General features: G+C 60.2%; 17 protein-coding genes and 2 pseudogenes. 8 read left to right on the top strand and 11 right to left on the bottom strand.

Annotation, left to right across the window (positions count from 1 at the left end):
* The coding region (locus AC1D1L_RS32515; RefSeq protein ID WP_477345581.1) for an MFS transporter at nucleotides 1–583 on the bottom strand (583 nt) is incomplete at its 3' end.
* A gap of 132 nt (nucleotides 584–715) precedes the next feature.
* Nucleotides 716–1,583: pseudogene (locus AC1D1L_RS32510) on the bottom strand (ATP-dependent DNA ligase).
* A gap of 85 nt (nucleotides 1,584–1,668) precedes the next feature.
* On the opposite strand from AC1D1L_RS32510, the gene AC1D1L_RS32505 reads away from it, so the two are divergent.
* Together AC1D1L_RS32505 and AC1D1L_RS32500 are read left to right on the top strand one after the other, a co-directional pair.
* On the top strand, nucleotides 1,669–2,049 hold the full coding sequence (locus tag AC1D1L_RS32505; RefSeq protein ID WP_477345580.1) for a hypothetical protein: 381 nt from the start codon (nucleotides 1,669–1,671) through the stop codon (nucleotides 2,047–2,049).
* A gap of 612 nt (nucleotides 2,050–2,661) precedes the next feature.
* Complete coding sequence (locus AC1D1L_RS32500; protein ID WP_477345579.1) at nucleotides 2,662–2,946, top strand: hypothetical protein; 285 nt, start codon at nucleotides 2,662–2,664, stop codon at nucleotides 2,944–2,946.
* Nucleotides 2,947–3,325: 379 nt separating this feature from the next.
* Here the strand turns inward: AC1D1L_RS32500 and AC1D1L_RS32495 are convergent, their stop codons facing one another.
* The gene (locus AC1D1L_RS32495; protein WP_477345577.1) at nucleotides 3,326–3,499 is read right to left on the bottom strand and encodes a hypothetical protein; all 174 of its coding nucleotides are present in this window, start codon (nucleotides 3,497–3,499) and stop codon (nucleotides 3,326–3,328) included.
* Between the two features lie 320 nt (nucleotides 3,500–3,819).
* Nucleotides 3,820–3,978 (bottom strand): hypothetical protein, encoded by a 159-nt coding sequence (locus AC1D1L_RS32490; RefSeq protein ID WP_477345576.1) that lies wholly within the window; start codon nucleotides 3,976–3,978, stop codon nucleotides 3,820–3,822.
* A 217-nt stretch (nucleotides 3,979–4,195) separates the two neighbouring features.
* On the opposite strand from AC1D1L_RS32490, the gene AC1D1L_RS32485 reads away from it, so the two are divergent.
* Entirely contained in the window at nucleotides 4,196–4,780 is a 585-nt protein-coding gene (locus AC1D1L_RS32485; protein ID WP_477345575.1) for a PAN domain-containing protein, read from the top strand.
* A 221-nt stretch (nucleotides 4,781–5,001) separates the two neighbouring features.
* Here AC1D1L_RS32485 and AC1D1L_RS32480 read toward each other — a convergent pair.
* A pseudogene (locus AC1D1L_RS32480) lies at nucleotides 5,002–5,376 on the bottom strand (class I SAM-dependent methyltransferase); the annotation flags it as partial.
* A 100-nt stretch (nucleotides 5,377–5,476) separates the two neighbouring features.
* A complete protein-coding gene (locus tag AC1D1L_RS32475; protein WP_477345574.1) occupies nucleotides 5,477–6,202 on the bottom strand; it encodes an SDR family NAD(P)-dependent oxidoreductase in 726 nt (241 codons plus the stop codon).
* A gap of 224 nt (nucleotides 6,203–6,426) precedes the next feature.
* Here AC1D1L_RS32475 and AC1D1L_RS32470 point away from each other — a divergent pair, with 224 nt between their 5' ends.
* The gene (locus AC1D1L_RS32470) at nucleotides 6,427–7,056 is read left to right on the top strand and encodes a recombinase family protein (protein ID WP_477345572.1); all 630 of its coding nucleotides are present in this window, start codon (nucleotides 6,427–6,429) and stop codon (nucleotides 7,054–7,056) included.
* Between the two features lie 306 nt (nucleotides 7,057–7,362).
* On the top strand, nucleotides 7,363–7,563 hold the full coding sequence (locus AC1D1L_RS32465) for a hypothetical protein (RefSeq protein ID WP_477345570.1): 201 nt from the start codon (nucleotides 7,363–7,365) through the stop codon (nucleotides 7,561–7,563).
* Nucleotides 7,564–8,021: 458 nt separating this feature from the next.
* On the opposite strand, the gene AC1D1L_RS32460 is transcribed toward AC1D1L_RS32465, so the two are convergent.
* Entirely contained in the window at nucleotides 8,022–8,249 is a 228-nt protein-coding gene (locus AC1D1L_RS32460) for a hypothetical protein (RefSeq protein ID WP_477345569.1), read from the bottom strand.
* Nucleotides 8,250–8,357: 108 nt separating this feature from the next.
* Here AC1D1L_RS32460 and AC1D1L_RS32455 point away from each other — a divergent pair, with 108 nt between their 5' ends.
* The 3 genes from AC1D1L_RS32455 (at nucleotide 8,358) to AC1D1L_RS32445 (ending at nucleotide 11,723) form a co-directional block, all read left to right on the top strand.
* Complete coding sequence (locus tag AC1D1L_RS32455; protein WP_477345568.1) at nucleotides 8,358–9,221, top strand: LysR family transcriptional regulator; 864 nt, start codon at nucleotides 8,358–8,360, stop codon at nucleotides 9,219–9,221.
* A gap of 859 nt (nucleotides 9,222–10,080) precedes the next feature.
* Entirely contained in the window at nucleotides 10,081–10,974 is an 894-nt protein-coding gene (locus tag AC1D1L_RS32450; protein WP_477345566.1) for a thermonuclease family protein, read from the top strand.
* A gap of 8 nt (nucleotides 10,975–10,982) precedes the next feature.
* Nucleotides 10,983–11,723 (top strand): hypothetical protein, encoded by a 741-nt coding sequence (locus AC1D1L_RS32445; RefSeq protein ID WP_477345565.1) that lies wholly within the window; start codon nucleotides 10,983–10,985, stop codon nucleotides 11,721–11,723.
* A gap of 483 nt (nucleotides 11,724–12,206) precedes the next feature.
* On the opposite strand, the gene AC1D1L_RS32440 is transcribed toward AC1D1L_RS32445, so the two are convergent.
* The 4 genes from AC1D1L_RS32440 to AC1D1L_RS32425 form a co-directional block, all read right to left on the bottom strand.
* Entirely contained in the window at nucleotides 12,207–12,641 is a 435-nt protein-coding gene (locus tag AC1D1L_RS32440) for a hypothetical protein (protein ID WP_477345564.1), read from the bottom strand.
* A 52-nt stretch (nucleotides 12,642–12,693) separates the two neighbouring features.
* Nucleotides 12,694–13,224: an MBL fold metallo-hydrolase gene (locus tag AC1D1L_RS32435; protein ID WP_477345563.1), complete on the bottom strand. Its 531-nt coding sequence runs from the start codon at nucleotides 13,222–13,224 to the stop codon at nucleotides 12,694–12,696.
* A 657-nt stretch (nucleotides 13,225–13,881) separates the two neighbouring features.
* Nucleotides 13,882–15,840 carry a TPR end-of-group domain-containing protein gene (locus tag AC1D1L_RS32430; protein WP_477345561.1) on the bottom strand — a complete coding sequence of 653 codons (1,959 nt, stop codon included), beginning with the start codon at nucleotides 15,838–15,840 and terminating at the stop codon, nucleotides 13,882–13,884.
* A gap of 350 nt (nucleotides 15,841–16,190) precedes the next feature.
* The gene (locus tag AC1D1L_RS32425) at nucleotides 16,191–18,080 is read right to left on the bottom strand and encodes an adenylate/guanylate cyclase domain-containing protein (protein ID WP_477345560.1); all 1,890 of its coding nucleotides are present in this window, start codon (nucleotides 18,078–18,080) and stop codon (nucleotides 16,191–16,193) included.
* Nucleotides 18,081–18,495: the final 415 nt, after the last annotated feature.

Raw genomic sequence — 18,495 nt, 5'->3', positions numbered from 1 at the left:
CAGACAACACGCCGCCAAGCAGGCAGCCGGCGACACCCGCCGCTATGGCGCAGAACGTCAGCAGTGATGCAAAAGCCGGCGACGGTTGCCCCTGCACTTCGAGCGCAGACCGGGCATATGTGAGCAACCATGTCCACATGGCATAGAGTTCCCACATGTGGCCGAGATAACCGATATTGACCAACAGCAATGGCCGGTCCCCGAAAATTGCGCCTATCTGGCGCGGATCGAAGATCGCCTTGCCGAATGCATGCGGTCCCTCGCTGGCGAAGAACCAGAAAATCGCAGATCCGATGAGCGTCGCGGCGCTTGCGGCAAGCACCACTGATCGCCAGTCGAACGAACCGGTGAGGGCCCGAAACAGATGTGGCAGTGCCGAGCCCAGTGTCAGCGCACCGATGGTGGCGCCGAGTGCGAGGCCCCTTTGTCGTATGAGCCAGGTCGAGACCAGCTTCAGCGCCGGCGGATAGACACCGGCCAACGCAACGCCGGTTAGGATGCGGGCAGCGACGATGCCTAGAGGGCCGGGCTGCAGTAGCAGGCAAGCATTGGCGGCGGCGGCAAGCAGTGCGGAAACCGCCATCAGCCGGTTCAGTCTGACTGTAAATTCGCGCGCAATAGTGACCCCCCTGAGAGGCGGTTTTCGCGTCCAATAGTGACCCCCTCTAAGGGTTTGCTGCTGACGATCAAGGCGGCGCACATGAAGCTGTGAACATCAAATGGGCTTGCCTTCCTCCCGAAAATCCTGCAGCGACGCATGCCGCAAGTCTTCCTCGCCGCGCAGGTGCTTCACACGGCCTATCAGCTCCGGCTTGACCCATTGCGTCGCCGGCCTCTTCATGCCCTTTGGCGCCGTCCCTGCGCGCTCCTGGACACGCTTCCATAGACGTTCGCGCATTTCGCGGTTCAGGGTGATGAAAGCCGAGCCGACATAGCGCCCGGTGCCGCGCTCGGCCAGCAGCGCGAAGGCTGGCTTGCCTGGTTCACGCTCGACGCCGAGCAGATCGAACTCGCCGATCGCGTGGCACTTCGCCTTCAGCCAGTTGGTCGACGTCCCGCTGCGGTACCGGCTGTCCTTGCGTCTCGACACCACGCCCTCAAGCCCGGCCTTGTCGACAAGGTGAAAGACCGCGGCGCCGGTGCCCGGCAGAGCTTCGCTGAATTGAATGCGGCTGCCTCTTGGGATCATCTCGGCCAGGATTTCGCGGCGGTCCTCCAGCGGCATGTCCCGCAGGTCGTGGCCGTTCAGGTGGAGAAGATCGAAGGCCACGAATAGAGCTCATGCTGGCGGCGCGTGATGGCCTTCCGCAGTTCTGCGAAGTCGGACAGACCCTTGTCGTTGAGTACGATGATCTCGCCGTCGATGATGGCATTCTCGGCGCGGACGGTCGCGGCTTCCTTCACCAGGTCGCGATACTTGCTGTCCAGTCATGGCCGTTGCGCGTGTAGATGCGTGTCCCGTCTTCGTCGATGATGAGCTGCGAGCGGTACCCGTCGAACTTGACCTCGTGAATCCAGCCATCGCCTTCGGGAGGCTTCTCAACGAGGGTCGGCGTCAGAGGCACGACGAACTTCAAACGCATACAACGGACTCGCAACTACGCGATTCAATTAGTTTTAGCTAAAATGGTTCCGGAACTTTTACCGAGCGTCGATGTTCGAATCGCCATGAAGAACGATCCAGAATGCCGGGCAGCCCTGCGGCTGATCAGAGAGACAATCGAAAACAATTGCCCGCCCGGTGTGCTGCCCAGCGAGGAAATGGTCAACGGGATTTATGGACCGGACTTGATCCACGAGGCCGAAGCATTGGCAACGGCTATCGTCGCCACGGTACAGCGGTTATCGTTTCGACCAGGCGGAGAAGCGGCCGGAGCCCAGCATAAAGGGCTGAACGCAAAAGCCCGCCGACCAGAGCCAGCGGGCAATGCCAAGATTTGTATTACGCGTTTAGGTCAGCTCGGCGGCGGGAGAACAACTACAGACGCAGTTGGTTCAGCGGTAATGGCGGAAAGCCTCTGCCCGCGAATCAGCACAGGCTTCTCGTAGGTCTTCTTCATGGGTATCCCCCGGTTGATCCCTCAAACGCCAGAAACTGGCCCGCGCTATCGTAGGTTGTCAAGCTGCTACGGAGATATTGCTAAACTAAAATATAGCGCTGGAGCTAGTAGATGAGAGGCGTCTTCCGCCTCGGCCGCTACCTTGGCGCGACTTGCTACAGGTGATGTGGCACGAACAGCCAGATCACGCTACGCATTCCGGCTTGCACTAGGCGCGTCGGAGGATTGATTGAAACAAGGTTCGATTGTAAGCGGCCCGCGCTGCTTATCGAAAGGGAGCGCGGGCCCGACCGTCGCCCCATTCACGCAGCGCGGGCTTGGTCGCTTGCCGCGCGCGGCTCCCTTCGTCGCAAGACTTAGGTCGAACGCAGGTTGCCTCTAAGCAAATTGGCTGAAGCTCGATGAACGAACGTATGCGGCGATGCCAATTGCCTTAAAATCTGATGGCGCTCATTCTTAAGTCAGCCAGCACCGCGCCTCGTTCCAGCCAGACTGGTCAGGCCCAGCGGCAGACGCCCCAAGTCCCGGCCCCTATGCCGCTGGGCCCCCCTGCGCCGACAAGAAATGGGCCACGCCTCAAAGCAGCGAATAGGCATATTTGATGACACGTAACCGGCGACTAATGAAGGCGAGCGACATACCGGCCTTCGTCAACAAGGTAATCGAGGCCGGATGCGATATCTGCGCCGTCGGTCACCGTGGCTACGTACTCGGTGAGGTCGAGGAGATGGTAGCGGCAGCGGACGAACTTGCGCGCATAGGGCAAGAGTTTGGGGATCGCGATTTCTTGCTGCCCGAGATAGTCGCCTACCTACGCGCGATCGGCCGGTATCTGGACCCAGGCTCTCCGGCAACGCACTGGTCCGAAAACCAGAAAATACATTAGAAGCCATTCTTGTCCCTAAGGGTCTGTATAAACGGCGCGGCCTTAGTTCATCAAACCATGCGTTCGCAGCGTGTCTTCGATCACTTTGATGCGCTGGGAGGCGGCGCCCACTACACCCCCGATGTGCCGTTCGGGTTCTGGCGCCCCGCTGTGGCTCGCAGGAAGCGTTCTGCCGACTGTGCGCGGTGTCTCGCCGTGGCGTCTTGCTCCGCCCGCTCCCGCTCGAGGCGGTACTCTTCGGGCAGCGGCTGCCAGTCGACCGGCATGCCAATGGCCCGGCAAGGGCCAACCGCGGGAGTTGCTACGCTCCGCCTGGCACGATGTTCCCGTTCGATGGAATGGTCAACAAGCGCTCCCTTTTGGGGGAGCCGGCTTGCCCCTAGCGCCTTTTCGGCTTCGGCGTGATCTCCTCGATCTGCGCCTTAACTCCGTCCTGCACCATCGCCTTTTCCATCGATTCCGCTTCGGCCTTGTCCTTGGTGGTCAGTATGGTCCGCCAGTGGGGTTTGTCGAACACGCTGACGAGATAGGTTGTTGCCTGCTTGTCGATCATGCTCCACCCTTTGGGTGTGTTCCGCTTACATTAGCAGAAGCGTATAGATCTCCACCAGCCGGTGCTGCATCAAAGGCCGCGCCGGTGAGGCCCGGCACCCGTGCTCCCCCGTCAAGGAAGCCCGAGCCGGGCCACTCACTCACGCACCCTTGGCCTTCCCGTTGGCGTTCGGACTCGCCTCAATGCCGCGCCGCGCAAGCCATTGCGGCCTATTTCCGCGACATCCCCCCTGTCGGAATTTCAGACCAGTGCGAACGCTGCGAGCCGGCGGTCCCTGCCTTCATGCCCGGATGATCTGGCAATGCCCCCCGGATATGGGGCTAACTGTATTGAACGCGCCGCTCGACCCGCGCCTGGGCGCCCATTTCCTTTGCCTTGGCCAGAGCCTTGTTTATGTCTGTCGTGGTCAAGACGATCCGCCAGTTCGGTGCCTCAAACACGCTCACGATGTAGGTTGTCACCGGCATCATCCGGGTCATGTGATCGCTCCCCTAAAGTCCGCCATGCCCGCGTCATGGTTGCTATGGGGCCATAAAAGCGGAACCAGGCGTTGGGTTCCGTGATCCCGGTCACGGACCGTCCTTTGCCCTGCTATAGGCAAACACCGGAGTCGAGGTTCAGGTAAGTCTTGCCAACAGACCCTCACCTACGTCGAAGCCGCAGGCACCGGTATCATCGATTGAGACACTCTCATCAGTGGGCCTTGACGACAATTCGGCGCGAGAACTCGCCAGCCGTTGCCCCTGGCTGGACGAGGTAAGTTTCGCGCCAAGCGATTTCGACATGGACAATAAGCGAAAAGAAGCAACCGCCGCGGCCGAAGAACTGTCTGTACAGCAGGAAGGATGGGACGCGATCGGAAACGATCTGCCGGCTATGCCTGCTTGGGATGTCTCGCTTAAACAGTGCCAGGCCCAATGCGAAGCAGATCGCCGCTGCTTAGCACTCACCTACGATAAGAAGCACTCCGCCTGTTTCATGAAGAGTAACGGGTCAATTTTGGTTAGGAGTCCTGACGCAGTGATGGCGGCGAAGGGAGCAATCAAGGCGAATCTCCAGTACTCCACCCTCGTTTTCGGCAAGGACACCGTAGTCGTTGGGGGCGCTTACGCGAATGTGCGGAGCGGCTATGCCGACTGCGTATTGGCCTGCGCCGCTGATCAGAGATGTCTAGGCTTCAATTTTGACGGTCCGGACAAAATGTGCGCAATGCTCGACACCGTGACCTCATCGTCTCCATTCAAGGGCGTGGTGTCGGGCGTTAAGGAGACTCGCAGTTAAATTAGCTCTGGTCCTACATCACGTGCATAGTACCCACTGCGGGAACTGAGCCGGCGAACGCCAGCAAAGCGCAGGTGATCCACAATAGTAGCGACAGGTCATGCGGACGAGCGGCCGTCCATCATTGGATTGCACAGCGGATACCGGGCGCTGTGCAGCTGTTGAAGCCTATCGCATCCTTGGCGGCAGCAAGGAGGAAACCGTAGCCTTATTTGACGGTCCCGCATCTCTCCGATCGCCCGAGCCGCTTTGGGAACGAAATGCAAAACAAGCAGCGCTAGGGCTCGATCGAAGTATTCGTCGGGAAACGATAACGAGGTCGCGTCGCCCTGCTGGATGTGGATCCGCGGGTCGGTGTTGAGCCGGTTAGCTTCTTCTACGAAAACCGGGGAGAAATCTATCGCTGCAACTTCCTGCACATTGTCCGCCTTCGGAAGGGCAAACGTTAGACTGCCGGTACCACATCCAACGTCCAGGATTCGTTCACCGTCAGACAATCCGGCGAAATTGATAAATAGCGGTGCCAGCTGTTTGCTCCACCGGCCCATCAGTTGCTCATAGCCTCCGGCTTTTCCGACATTGAATGTAGAAGTCAAGGAAGCCTCCAAGCGTGTTCGATGGTCCTGGTCACCCAAAGATTATTGGAAGGGCGCACCCTTGCCCTAATGGATTGGCTTCGGCCGACACATTTTGCACTCAATAGCGGGCTCGCCCACCAGACATATCGAAAACGGCACCGGTATTGAAATCGCTGGCATCCGAGCACAGCCAGGCAACCATGTGTGCAACCTCCTCCACTTTACCAAGGCGCTTCATCGGGCTGTCGCCGATCATGGCTTCTACTGCGGTTGCTCCGAGGTTTCGGATCATGTCGGTGTCGATCGGTCCCGGGGCGACGCAGTTAACGCGTATGTTGGCGTCCGCAACTTCGCGACTGAGAGCTTTCGTGAAGACGACGATGCCTGCGCTTGATGCCGAATAAGCCGCAAGATTGGCTAGACCCTCCTTGCCTGCTAGCGATCCCATATTCACGATGCGCCCGCCGCCCCAACGGCGCATATGTGGCAGCACCAGTTGCGTTACCTGCATGGTGCCGATCAGGTTTGTTTCGATAATGCTTCGCCAGTCTGCGAGTTCATGATCATCGAATGGGTGAAGCGTCCCGAGATAACCCGCATTGTTGACCAAAACATCGATACGCGCGCCGCGACTAACTATTTCGCTGATTGCTTGGTTAACCTGATCGCGCTTGGTGATGTCGAGTTGTGTTGATACCGCGCCTTTCAGTTCACTCGAGTTTCGATCCCACACGTGCACTGTCGCACCAGAGGACTGGAGTCGCTCTGCAATTGCTTTGCCGATGCTTTTGGCCCCGCCGGTTACGACGGCTGTCTTTCCAGTTAGGTCATATGAAACGGGCACGACACACGCTCCATCGAAAGGTCTTTTTTGCTAGACGAGCAATAATAGCAGGGCGGCGGGATAACGAACACTCCTCCTTTGGCACCTCCAGAGAACCGCGTGACCACAAGCCAGGAGATCGCGGAAAATGCAGCCGCATCATAGCGTTAGCTTGCGTATTTGATCGGAGTGAGCACACTGCAAACGGTGGTTTGCAGTTTGAACACCCGCAGAGGAACCGAGCCATGGACAGCGCCGTTGCCTACTATCGCGTTTCAACGCAGAGGCAGGGTCGTTCGGGGCTTGGCATCGACGCTCAGCGTGCAGCAGTCGCCCGCTTCGCCGAAACCGAAGGCATCGCGATCTTCCACGATTTCACTGAGGTCGAGACCGGCAAGGGTTCTGATGCCCTGGACAGGCGCCCACAGCTGGCAGCCGCCCTCGCCAAGGCGCGCCAGGCCAAATGCCCGGTCATTGTTGCCAAGCTTGATCGGCTGTCGCGTGACGTTGCCTCCATTGCCGGACTCATGGTTCAGCGCGTTCCTTTCATCGTCGCCGAGCTCGGAGCTGATGCCGACCCTTTCATGCTGCACCTCTACGCGGCACTGGCCGAGAAGGAGCGGCGTCTCATCTCGGAACGCACCAAGGCCGCGCTCGCCTCTCGCAAGATGACCGGCAGGAAACTCGGCAATCCAACCAATCCCGCGCAGGCGGCCGCCAAGGGGCGACAGATCTCGGTGGAGGCTGCCGATCGTTTAGCCGAAACCGTCCTTCCGGTTATCGAATCCATCCGTCGCTGCGGCATTGCCAGCCTGCGCGGGGTGGCAACTGCCTTGAATAACCGAGGCGTTCGAACAGCCCGCGGCGGACAGTGAGAGGTCTCGAACGTCCGAAACATCCTGGCGCGCTCTAGGTGAGCTTTGATAAGCGGGAAAAACCAAGCCGTCATTCCTCGCCTGAGGCTGGGGTAGGCCGATAGGGTTAGTTGCGCAATTGCTAATATGTAATACCTTGGGCAGTGCGGGGAGGAGATCGATCAATCCCGCAGTGACCGGTTCGGCCTGTACCCCCAAGCGAGAGCCCCGGGTCGCACCGGCCATTCCCTCCGACAGCGATTCCATTCCGTCCCAGGAACCCGTGGCGGCAAGGTGCGTTGTGCCCTTCCGAGCACTGGCATTGGCATGGCCGAACTGACTAACGCAGCAAAAATGGCGAACGCTGCGGGCATTCACCCGGAGACTTTTCGCGAGGCTTTGCGCGCTTCGGATTTCTCGTGGCACAAGCGCGGCGACGACTGGACTGTCGAGATTGATAGCCGGGAGCATGAGGCAATGCGCACCGTATTGCTTATCCTTCTCCTCCAGAAGAAGAAGAGAAATTAGCCCTAGTTCCTGCCCGGAATGCCTTGGGTTCCGCCTTCCAGTTTCGCGTCCACTGCAATATCGATCACCCGCACATCCAGAGTTATGCTCGCTGATCGCGCTGTTAGCCTCCACTAAACGAAAAGCCCGCCACCCTCAGGCATCTGTGAATTTTGTCACAGACGCATCGACGCATCGGCCTAGCTTGCTGCGTGTAGTTTCCTGCAGCGGTGAAGGGAGTACTCCGATGCTTGTGAACGTTCCTATGCTTCTGAACCTTCCTCTTGTCGTAGTTGGTCCCCTTGCCGATTGGCTCCATCATCGAGCCGAACAGAAGGCGCAGTTGAAGGCAACCGACGAGCTCAGCGAGTCACCAGACGACATGCTCAGCGACATCGGGGTTTCCCGTGACGACATCACACACGCGTTCCACAGTTGTGGGAGATCCTCGGCGAGACGCGCATAACGCAGCCGCCGGACTAAAGCTGCCAGGGCGTTTTCTGTTTCAACCACTCCGACCAGAAGGCTTTCGCCAATCCCAGCAGGTCTTCCCGCGTCCGGCCGATATCGCGGATCAGGTGGTCGTCATGCTTAGCGAGAATGTCAATATAGACCTCCGGGTCGTCTTGGGACGTCGACCGGTTCGTCTCGTCAGCGGGGCGAGACGGAGGTTGGACATTCAAGAGGGGTGCCGCTGCACTGGTCATTGTAGCCGCCACAAGATCGATGGGCGGAAGATAACAAGCCGGTTTGACATTCGAGAAGTGAATTGTGATGATTGCAGCTATCAGCAACCGTGATACCCAAGGCAGGCAATGCTCCACCCGCTGGACCCCGAGTTGCTGCGCACCTTCCTCGCCGTCGCCGACACCGGTACCCTCACCAGGGCAGCGGAGACCGTGCATCGAACGCAGTCCGCAGTCAGCATGCAGATCAAGCGGCTTGAGGAGGAGATTGGCACGCCGCTCTTCGTGCGTGGTCCGCGTGGCGTCGCGCTGACGCTGAAAGGCGATCAGTTGCTTTCGAATGCCCGGCGCATCGTCTCGCTCATCGACGAGACGACCGCATCTATGGGCGCACCGCCGCTCATCGGCCGGGTTCGCCTCGGGATTCCGGAGGAGTATGGTGTTTCCGTGTTGCCCCCCGCGCTTGAAGCGTTCGCAAAGGTCCATCCCGAGGTCGAGGTCTCGTTACGCTACGGCAGATCCAAGCAAAACAAGCAGGCCTTGGCGGCTGACGAGCTCGACCTGGCGGTCGTCTTCGAGTGGCAGGAGTTCACCGGCTGCGAGGTTCTGATGACCGATCCCACAGTCTGGATCACGTCCGATGCTCATGCCCTGCACGAACAAAGGCCTATCCCGATTGCTATCTCCGACGACCCGGAATGTTCCGATTTCGCCATTCGGCTGCTCGACATCCGGGGCCTGCCTTACCGGGTGGCGGTTCGGTGCTCCACCATCGGAAACCTCGGGGTCGCCGTCCAGTCCGGGCTGGCAATCGCGCCGTTCTCGCGCAGCAACATTCCCATCGGCTGCCGGGAACTCACCTTGGCGGACGGCTTCGGCGATACCGATGCCGCAAGGGTGGTAATGCACCAAAACATGCGTTCGGGTGGAGAGGCCGTCGAGTCCATGGCGCGGGCAATTCGCAATGCGTTTGCGCGGTCGGCGATTGCCTAACCGATCGGACAAGCTGGCGAGCTTGTCAGCGTCCTCGGGCCGTACAATTGGCCGTCGCTTTTGCGCGAACGAAAATCGGGGCTGGTAGCATGCTCCTCGGGCTCCCCCAAATACGTTGTTGGGCGCTTGGAAGGGCCTCAAGCTTCCTCGCGGAAATCCTGCAGCGAAGCGTGCCGCGGTCCTGTCCTCCTCGCCGCGTAGGTGCTTCACTGTGGCAACGAGCCCGGGCTTGACCCATTGGGCTGGCCGCTTCATTCCCTTCGGCGCCGTGCCGGCGTGGTCTTGGACGCCCTTCCAGAGCCGTTCGCGCATATCCCGGTTCAAGGTGATGAAGGCCGAGCCGACATAGCGCCCGGTGCCTCGTTCGGCCAATAGGGCGAAAGCTGGCTTGCCGGCCTCGCGCTCCACCCCAACAGATCGAACTCGCCGATGGCATGGCATTTTGCTTTCAGCCAAGCAGTCCGTTGCGCGTGAAGATGCGCACGTCGTGGTCAATGATGATCTGAGAGCGGTAGCCGTCGAATTTGACTTCATGAATCCAGTCGTCGCCATCGGGAGGCTTCTCACAAGAGTCGGCAACAGAGGCTCGACGAACTTCAAACGCAGCATCAACACACCCACAACCCGGCGAGTTAATTAGCATGCGCTTGATTAGTTCCGGAAAATTTTAACGGATCATTGACCGCGCTGTCCCAAAATAGGACGGCGCGGTTAAACCCCAACTTGACTGCGCAGGCGGCTCCGGCATAGCACCCCCCAGCCGCACTGTCGGAGCCGCTCCCACACACCCATTTCATACCAGCAATGGTTGAATCAACGGTTTACGACACGTGCTTTCCAGGTCGTTAGGTAACGTTCATTGGGCGATGCCATTCGTCTTCTGGACTCTTTGTCGAAACAGTCGCATCCTCTCTTCGGGGAAGAGGGCGTGGACAAATACCGATACGACAATCGCTCTGACGACTGGCTGAAGCGAACAGGTGCCAGGCATAGCCGTGCGCGCCGATGGGCGAGCGTGCCGCTGCGTCTGATCTTGGTGACTGCGGTTGCGGCCGGCGCTCTAGTCGCACAGACCGCCATCCAGCACAGCGAAAGTTTGCCAGAGATCAATCCATCGAACTGGTTCGGCCCGAAGCCGGCTTCGATCGCCGGTATTGCGTCTGTGATCGACGGCGACACGATCGAGATCCACGGGCAGCGCATCCGCTTCAATGGCATCGACGCCCCCGAGAGCAAGCAGTATTGCGATGACGCCAAAGGGTTCGAGTATCCCTGCGGCCGACGAGCAGCCGAGGCGCTCGACGGGTTCCTTGCGACCTCCAAGCCCGTGCAGTGCTCCTTCGTCTCCTGGGACCGCTATGGCCGCTTCGTCAGCGACTGCAAGCGTGCTGACGGCGCCAGCGTGGCATCTTGGATGGTGGAGCACGGCCACGCGCTGGATTGGCCCCGCTACAGCCTCGGGGCCTATGCAGGGCAACAGGCGAAGGCAAGGGCGGCAAAGGTCGGACTCTGGGTCGGAAAGTTTCAAGCGCCTTGGGATTGGCGTGCGGGGCATGCAGACAAGGCACCAGCGATTACCCAGCCCCTCGGGATCATCAACAACCAAGTGGCGCAGAGCTATTCCTGCCAGCCGCGGCGAACCTGCCCACAGATCAGTTCGTGCGAGGAAGCAAACTGGTATCTGGCCAACTGCTCGTGGGGCGGGAAGCTCGACCGCGACAAGGACGGCATTCCTTGTGAATCGCAGTGTTAAGGGGGCGTATGAGGATCGATGCGGCGAGTGTTCTGACAAGAACTACCTTCGGCCTATTGGCATTGTTCGTTGCCATGGCGGCTGGATGCAGTTCGGTCGATTACCAGAAACTTGTCACCGGCCAACTATCGGGAAGTCTGTTCGTCATGTGGGTCGGAGAGGGCAACAATTCGGGTGACGGAAATTTTCTGTTCGTGCCCGACCCACGGGATCCATTGATCTTCCACCGCTCAGATCCATCTTCCCCGGGGAGTACAATCCAGCCGGGTCTCATGTACACTGACGGCGGATCGATCCCGAAAATCGCACAGGTCTTCAAGGGGTTATCGCCTTGGGGCTACGCGCCTGCCTATATGGTCCATGATTGGGTCTTTATCGCTCATCACTGCATAGTAGACGGCAGCACAGAGAGCCGGTTTGACCAAGTTCGCGGAATCGAATTCGACGATTCTGCCGCGATTCTAGGTGAAGCGATCAAAGCGCTGATCAAAGCCCGACAGGTAGCTCCCGACGATGTGGCGCCAAGTGCCATTACAGGTGCCGTTGGGAGCGTGGTTGCGAAGAACCTCTGGGATGAAAAAGGAGCATGTCAGTTGCTTCAAGTCAGCGCGAAGGACATCGCTGCTGCGGAGGCAGCCATACCGGGATCAACCACCAAAGCGCGAAACTTGAGGGCCTTCCGGGTTCCGATCGTGACGGAAGTTCCCACGGCAAGGCCCGCCAAGATTGTGGCTCACGTCACATTTTGAGATGTATTCCACGGGGGGCGATATTCGCAGCCGACCCAGGCGGTAAAGCGAGGCTGGTTGGGCATCGATCACGGCGGCCGCCTCGAGCCGGCCGAGATGTCTGCTTGTGGGCCGAAAGCGGAAGGTCCGTTTTCGGGATTCCTGGGCCAAATTGCCCCCTCACGCCTCGAGCTTTTCGCAGCGTCAAAACGGCTGTGGAGGGGTTGGCGGCTATACCGCTGACGAAGCGCCACATGTGACGCACCGAGGATAAGTAACCCCGCCTGGTCACGCGGGCGCTGCCGTCCGGTTGGTCGAAACTGGCGCTGGTACTCGCTATTCGCGACCCTGACGAGGTCCACTAAGCAATGGTGAACGTCATTTCTTGAAACGGGTCGCAAGCAACTCGACCGCCCTGCTCCATTGAGGTCAGCCATGCCTTCGCGGAGCGGACGCAATCTCTGACTGGAGCCTGCATGCTTCTTCAGGCGCAAGCGCTGTGTTTCAGTACGGCATGAATCCTTTTCTCAGCCAAGCCAATATCTTGCTCCCATTGAGAACCCTGCGGACACGCCCGGCGGCCCAGCCAGCCTGCATGGTGGCGCCGGTGTGGCAACTGCAGACGATCTCATGCAACTGCCAATCGGAGAGTTCGAAGAAGCGTCTGGCTTCCCCGTAGGTATCCGATTGCATGCCCGATGCACGCAGCAGCGGATCGTCAAAGGCGACACTGATCGCCGATCCGACCGCGCGCGCTTCTCCGCGGACAGAGGGATGCAGATGCTCAGTTCCGGTGAGAGCCACAAGGGAGCGCGTCGGATTTCGGTCGAGCAGTTCCGCCCACCGCTCTATTCGCTGCGTCCTTGTAGCCAGCAGAGCCGGCGATAGCGGACTGATGTCCGCGACTGACTGGAGTTGATCGAGTGTCTGGTGCTTCATGACTGCCTCCTGTTGGTCGTTCCAATCCCTAGGCCTTTGCTGCAGGATTGGCTCACGCGCAAAGCCGCTTCGTAAAGGAGCGGCGGCCGATCAGGTGTTGCCACCGATCGCCCACAGGCACCACGCGGCGGCATCTGCAGCGACACCAACTGCATTCCTTCGCCAATGTTCCAGCGGGCCAACGCCCGTCCACCAATCGTGTGTTCCAGCCGCAATGGTCGATATGAAGATGCGTGCACAGCACATAGTCGATCTGCTCAGGAGCAACACCGGCATTCGCCAGCCGCTCCAAAAAGGCGCCGTCATTGCGGCGATGCCAATGCGGGAAGTATGCGCACGTCTTGTCGTTGCCAACGCAACCGTCGACCAGAATGGTATGGCGCCCGGTGCGAACCAGAAAACTCTGGATGGGAAAAATAAGCCGGCCGGTTGCCGGCGATATCAATCGGGGCGTGAGCCAATGAAGATGCGGTTCGAGTGCTTCGTCGGTGCAGTCCGGGAACCATTCCGATGGCGTCCGCAGAGGGTCGCACATCTCCAGAATTCTGGTGACCCGGATATCCCCGATTCTCCAATCATCCATTGATACGATCCTTCTCAATCGAGGACGGATCGACAAAGATAACATTTGTGGCCAGATGGCGTCAGACATTTCCGCCGATAGGAGAAGGAGGAGGCGCTCGCGATGTGGCCGCTTACGCTTCGCGTGCCAGCGGCGAGGCTTACCCGGACGGATCAAACTATCGAACCCGGTGGAGAAGGTTGGTTTCCAGTGCCTTTCCCTCTACCACCTTCAAAGTCCAAACAATTCTCCGGTCCCTTCATGGCTTCCCGGAAGCCCAGCGTTTGCGGGATGTACGGCCAAAAGCCGGGGACAGGCAGGTACACCATTCCCCCAAACTGCTCTCCAAATGTCCGACATTCTCCAAACCTGGGGAGTAGCTCCAAAAAATCCCCAGGTTTTGGCGACAGCAATATCAATGCTTTAGCGCTAGCCTTGCTGCGGGCAGTTTTGCGTTCGCTCGCCTGTCAAAAAGGACCACAACTAAGCTGTCGCACGTTAGGTCCGCTTGCGCCAAATACGGACATCGCCAAGCCACCACTCGGACGTCGCGTTTGGGGCCGACAGCAGACTGGAAACTTCACGTTGCGGACCGTCAAAACCGGACATTCAGGAGGACGTGGGCATCGTCGTCGTCTGACCCAAAGCCGTCGTCGCGATTCCACACGGAAAGTGGCTCTAAGCTCCAGAAAGCCGCCCTTCGGGCCCGCTTCCTGATTGGCCTTCCGCCTTCGCCAAATCGATCTCCAGGCGCTCGATCAGCGCCTGATAGCGCGTATGATCGCGCAGAGGATTCATATCCACGTCCTGCGCCATCCAGTGCAATTGTTGCAATGAGAGTTGCGGCACGCAGTGCTCCAGCGTGTCGATCGCCTCTTCGACGGCGCCGATCGCCGCCAGGAAACACGCGACATTGTAGTGGCTGTTATAGTCCTCCGGGTCGATGGTGATCGCGCGCTGGGCCCACTCGAGGGCGCGGTCGTCCAGGCCGAGATTATGGAGGATGTAGCAACCATAGGCATAGGCGGCCCCGTCATCGGGATAGAGCTGCATGGCCTTCTCGATGCGGACCAGCACCTCCCCTGAAAGCCTGTGGGCTTCCGCCTCGTCACCCAGGGTCTTGCGGCAATCCCAGAGCATGCACATCGCACCATAGCTGTTGCGATCAACCTCCGCCGCCTTCTCAAAGGCGCGCGCGGCCTCGGCAAACTTGCGCTCCATTCGCAGCACGTCGCCCAAGGTCCTGTGCGCCTCGTAGAGATTGGGATCAAGCGCGATTGCTCGCCGGCAGGCGGCGCCTGCGAGTTCGATTTGCTCCTTCTGGAAATGCGCTATCGCGTCGGCCACGTGGGCTTCTGCCAGCGTCGAGTCCAGTGCCAGCGCCCGCTCCGCCTCGGCGCGCAAAGTGACAGCGTTTGCGCTGGGATCACCAGATCTCAGCAGCATGCCTTCAGCCAGCGCTAGCCCAGCCCGCGCCTGAGCATAGTCGGGATCGATCTCTAGTGCCCTCTGGTAGAGGCGTCGAGCGGAAAGGTGATTGCGGCGGCCGAGGCGCAAGAAATGCTGCCGTCCCATTAGGTAATATTGATAGGCCTCGACGTTCTCGGTCGTGCGCTTGCTGATGGCGGCGCGCTCGGCCGGCATCAAGCGGATTTTCAGGGCATCGACGATGGCCCGCGCGATCTCGTCCTGGAGTGCGAATATGTCATTGAGATCGCGGTCGTAGCGCTCGGCCCACAGATGATGCCCAGTGCCCCCGTCGATCAGCTGCGCGGTGATGCGAACGCGGTTACCCGCCCTGCGCACGCTGCCCTCCAGCACATGCGAAACTCGCAATTGCCGGGCCGCTTCAATCACGTCCATCGCCTTACCCTTGAGGGCAAAGGTTGTGTTGCGCGCCGTGACTGCTAGGGCCTCGACCTTGCTGAGGTCCGTGATGATGTCCTCGGTGATGCCGTCAGAGAAGTATTCCTGCTCGGGGTCGCCGCTCATGTTTGTGAAAGGCAGAACGGCAATTGAAGGCTTTTCCGGAAGCTCTGTCGTCGCGGCCGGGCTGGCGGCGGCAGGTTGAGCGGGCGCAGCTTGAGGCGCGACGATGCCTGCCCTGGCCGTGACGCCGACCTCCAACAAATAGACCCGTATCGGTTCAGCGATGTTCTTGAGTTGGGTGTTGCCGAGGTCGGTGACGGAGAGGTCGAGCCTAGCTCTGACCTGCCGGTAGGCATCCTCCGAAAGGCAGATGGCGCCGGGGGCAGCAACGCCCTCCAGACGCGCCGCAATGTTGACGCCGTCGCCCATCAGGTCGCCGTCGCTCTCTTCGACCACGTCACCAATGTGGATGCCGATGCGGAACTCGATTCGGCGATCGGGAGGCACGTCGGCATTGCGTTCGAGCATGGCGTGCTGCACCTCGATGGCACAGCGCACCGCGTCGACCACGCTGCGGAACTCGACGAGGGCGCCGTCCCCGGTGCGCTTGACCACTCGACCATGATGCACGGCGATCGTGGGGTCGATTAGGTCGCTGCGCAGTGTCCGCAACCGAGCCAGGGTGCGATCCTCGTCCGCGCCGGTGAGCCGGCTGTAGCCGACCACGTCAGCAGCAAGGATCGCCGCAAGTTTGCGGATCTCGTTCACCCTGCCCCTCCTTCACTATCCGACATAGCACAGACGCAAGGGCAAGACCGCTCCATTTCGAAAGGCGTGATTCGAGGCGAAGGTACCACTCCCATCCCCTTGAAGGACACGGTGGCTTTGAGTCCGAAAGGCGACATTGTCGGCTACTGTCAGGAAGGTCTCGAAATGGCGCAATGACGACCTCGAGCGTCAACACCGCCATGTCCGCTTCTAGGAAATGGCGACGCAGGTCATCGCGACCGAAATGAGGCGCAAAGCGGCCATGGGCGATGGACGTTCGGAGGTGTGCGATCGCCCTCGCCGAGGAGCTGCATCATACCTCGACCACGGGGGTCTTGTCCGCGCAATGGCTAGCCCTCTTCCAGCCCTGCGATGCGCAAGCCCTCGAGGATCGCTGCCATGCGCGATGGATCGTATTCCGGCAGTCCTGCCCTGATGCTCGCGATGGTAACGTCGGGCGCGAGTGTCCGAAATTTTGCCAGGTAGCGACGTGCTTCATCCATTCGGCCGAGCTGTGCATTTGCCGCGATCAGCATCCAGTAAGTCGGGTCGAGGCCTGCGTTCAACGCCATTGACCGCTCCGCGGCTTTCAGCGCTTCGACATAGTTGCCACGCGCCATGTGCACATGAGCAATCGTTGTCATGGGCCACGGCGCCGTAGGGTCGCCCGGGCTCATGAGGATCGCGCGCCGGCTATGGGTGAGTGCGTCCTCCAGATCCCCGCAATGGAGTTCGGCAATGCCTGCGACCATCAGCACAAACTGGCTGTTGGGGTTCGCCTCGACGGCATTGGCGACGATCTGCATGCCTCGGTCGTACTCCCGCATGGTCACCAGCGTCAGTCCGCATTGCGCCAGCACGGTCGCATCGCCCTGCGGATCGGCAAGGGCGCGGCGCACCAGACCGAGACAAGCTGACCGGTCGTCGCCGGTAAGCTCGGGCCAGCCCATGGCAATGCGGAACTCGAGGGCAAAACAGGCACCGATGAGGAACGCCGCGTAGTGCGGTTCGAGCGCGACTGCCTGCATGAATAGCTCAAAGGCCTCGGCGTTGTCCTCGGGCCGCGCGCTGTACGTCTTCGACAGCGCTCTCAGGTAGAGATCGTAAGCATCGAGGCTTTCCGGGCGTTGCCTGCGGGAGCGTTCGATTTCGGCCTGTCGGATCTGCGGCTCGATGACGCCGATAACGCTTTCGGCAATGCGGTCCTGCACATCGAACACGTCTGCGACGACACCATCAAACCTATCGGCCCAAAGATGCGCCCCGGCTATCGTCTCGATGAGCTGTGCAGTGATGCGCAGCCGCTCGCCGGAGCGTCGCACGCTGCCTTCGAGCACGTAGCGGACTCCGAGCTCCCTGGCGACCTGCCGCACGTCCATGGCCTTGCCCTTGTAGACGAAGCTCGAATTGCGGGCGATAACCGCAAACGACTTAAAGCGGCTGAGCGCCGTGATGATGTCCTCAACGATGCCGTCCGCAAAGTAGTCCTGCTCCGGGTCGCCGCTCATGTTCTGGAACGGCAGCACCGCAAGCGCCGGCCTGTCGGGCAGGCGCTCCGTTGGACGCGATGGGCCGAGCTGCTTTGCTCCATCCGGGCGCAAAAGATAGGCGCGGATCGGCCGGGAGATGTTCTTCAGCGCCTGCTCGCCCATATCTTCAAAGCGCAGGCCGCCGATCTTTCCCGCGGCATCTTCCTGCACGCGTGCGGAAACGCAGATCCCGCCCGGCTCCGCGATCCCCTCAAGACGGGCGGCGATGTTGACCCCCTCGCCGAAGACGTCGCCGTCCTGTTCGATGATGTCGCCGACATTGATGCCGATCCGGAATTCGAGCCGTTCGTCGGCTGCAACGGCGGCATTGCGTTCTGCCATGCCTGCCTGCACCTCGACAGCGCAGCGCACCGCATCGACGACACTGGCGAAATCCGCCAACAGCCCGTCGCCCGTCGTTTTGACGATCCTGCCGCGATGCCTGGCAATACAGGGATCGAGGTGCTCACGGCGATGGCTGTTCAAGCGGTCGAGGGTACCTTCCTCGTCGGCGCCCATCAGCCGACTGTACCCGGCGACGTCAGCCGCAAGGATCGCCGAGAGCTTGCGCTCGACGCGGCCGATTTCCATCCGAGTCCCCTCCAAGGCGTCAGGATCATATGCGCCCAGATCAACCGATCCAAGGCCGCTCTTCCGGTTCTTTGGGGGGTCGCGCCAACCATGCCACCAGAATGTCGGCTGATGGGCCAACAGCGACCTCCAGCGTGGTCGCCGCCAACGTCCGCTTTCAGGCGATCGCAAAGGCATGCTCAACGGCCGATATTCGCCGTTGGGTCAAAATCAGACCTTCACAACCAGTAGGTATTGCGCCGTTGGCGCTCCCACTCAACGAGAGACCCACGCACCAGCGGCTGCTGCTTCACCATAGCAAGCAAACAATGCGCGGTCTTGGTTCACGTTCGCGTACATCGCGACCAACGCCTCCCTCGCGCCGCTAGTGTCTTAGTTGAATTCCGGCTTATGACGACCCATCCTCGACGTTCCGGCTCGTGGACTCGGCCGGCGGTCGCCCGTACAATCCTTGTCCTGTTGTGAAGGCAATGCGCTACATGACCGAAGGAAGCGTCCAACGTCGCCTCGCGGCCATCTTTGCCGCTGACGTGGC

Source organism: Mesorhizobium sp. P2_D6, assembly GCF_056404315.1.
The sequence above is the reverse complement of the archived record's forward strand: the minus strand, read 5'-3'. Positions and strand labels throughout refer to the sequence as shown.

Bases quoted from the DNA above. Each gene is read 5' to 3' on its own strand.
- AC1D1L_RS32505 (WP_477345580.1), top strand. From the start codon at position 1,669: ATGAAGAACGATCCAGAATGCCGGGCAGCCCTGCGGCTGATCAGAGAG.
- AC1D1L_RS32500 (WP_477345579.1), top strand. From the start codon at position 2,662: ATGACACGTAACCGGCGACTAATGAAGGCGAGCGACATACCGGCCTTC.
- AC1D1L_RS32495 (WP_477345577.1), bottom strand. From the start codon at position 3,499: ATGATCGACAAGCAGGCAACAACCTATCTCGTCAGCGTGTTCGACAAA.
- AC1D1L_RS32490 (WP_477345576.1), bottom strand. From the start codon at position 3,978: ATGACCCGGATGATGCCGGTGACAACCTACATCGTGAGCGTGTTTGAG.
- AC1D1L_RS32470 (WP_477345572.1), top strand. From the start codon at position 6,427: ATGGACAGCGCCGTTGCCTACTATCGCGTTTCAACGCAGAGGCAGGGT.
- AC1D1L_RS32465 (WP_477345570.1), top strand. From the start codon at position 7,363: ATGGCCGAACTGACTAACGCAGCAAAAATGGCGAACGCTGCGGGCATT.
- AC1D1L_RS32460 (WP_477345569.1), bottom strand. From the start codon at position 8,249: ATGACCAGTGCAGCGGCACCCCTCTTGAATGTCCAACCTCCGTCTCGC.
- AC1D1L_RS32455 (WP_477345568.1), top strand. From the start codon at position 8,358: ATGCTCCACCCGCTGGACCCCGAGTTGCTGCGCACCTTCCTCGCCGTC.
- AC1D1L_RS32445 (WP_477345565.1), top strand. From the start codon at position 10,983: ATGAGGATCGATGCGGCGAGTGTTCTGACAAGAACTACCTTCGGCCTA.
- AC1D1L_RS32440 (WP_477345564.1), bottom strand. From the start codon at position 12,641: ATGAAGCACCAGACACTCGATCAACTCCAGTCAGTCGCGGACATCAGT.
- AC1D1L_RS32435 (WP_477345563.1), bottom strand. From the start codon at position 13,224: ATGGATGATTGGAGAATCGGGGATATCCGGGTCACCAGAATTCTGGAG.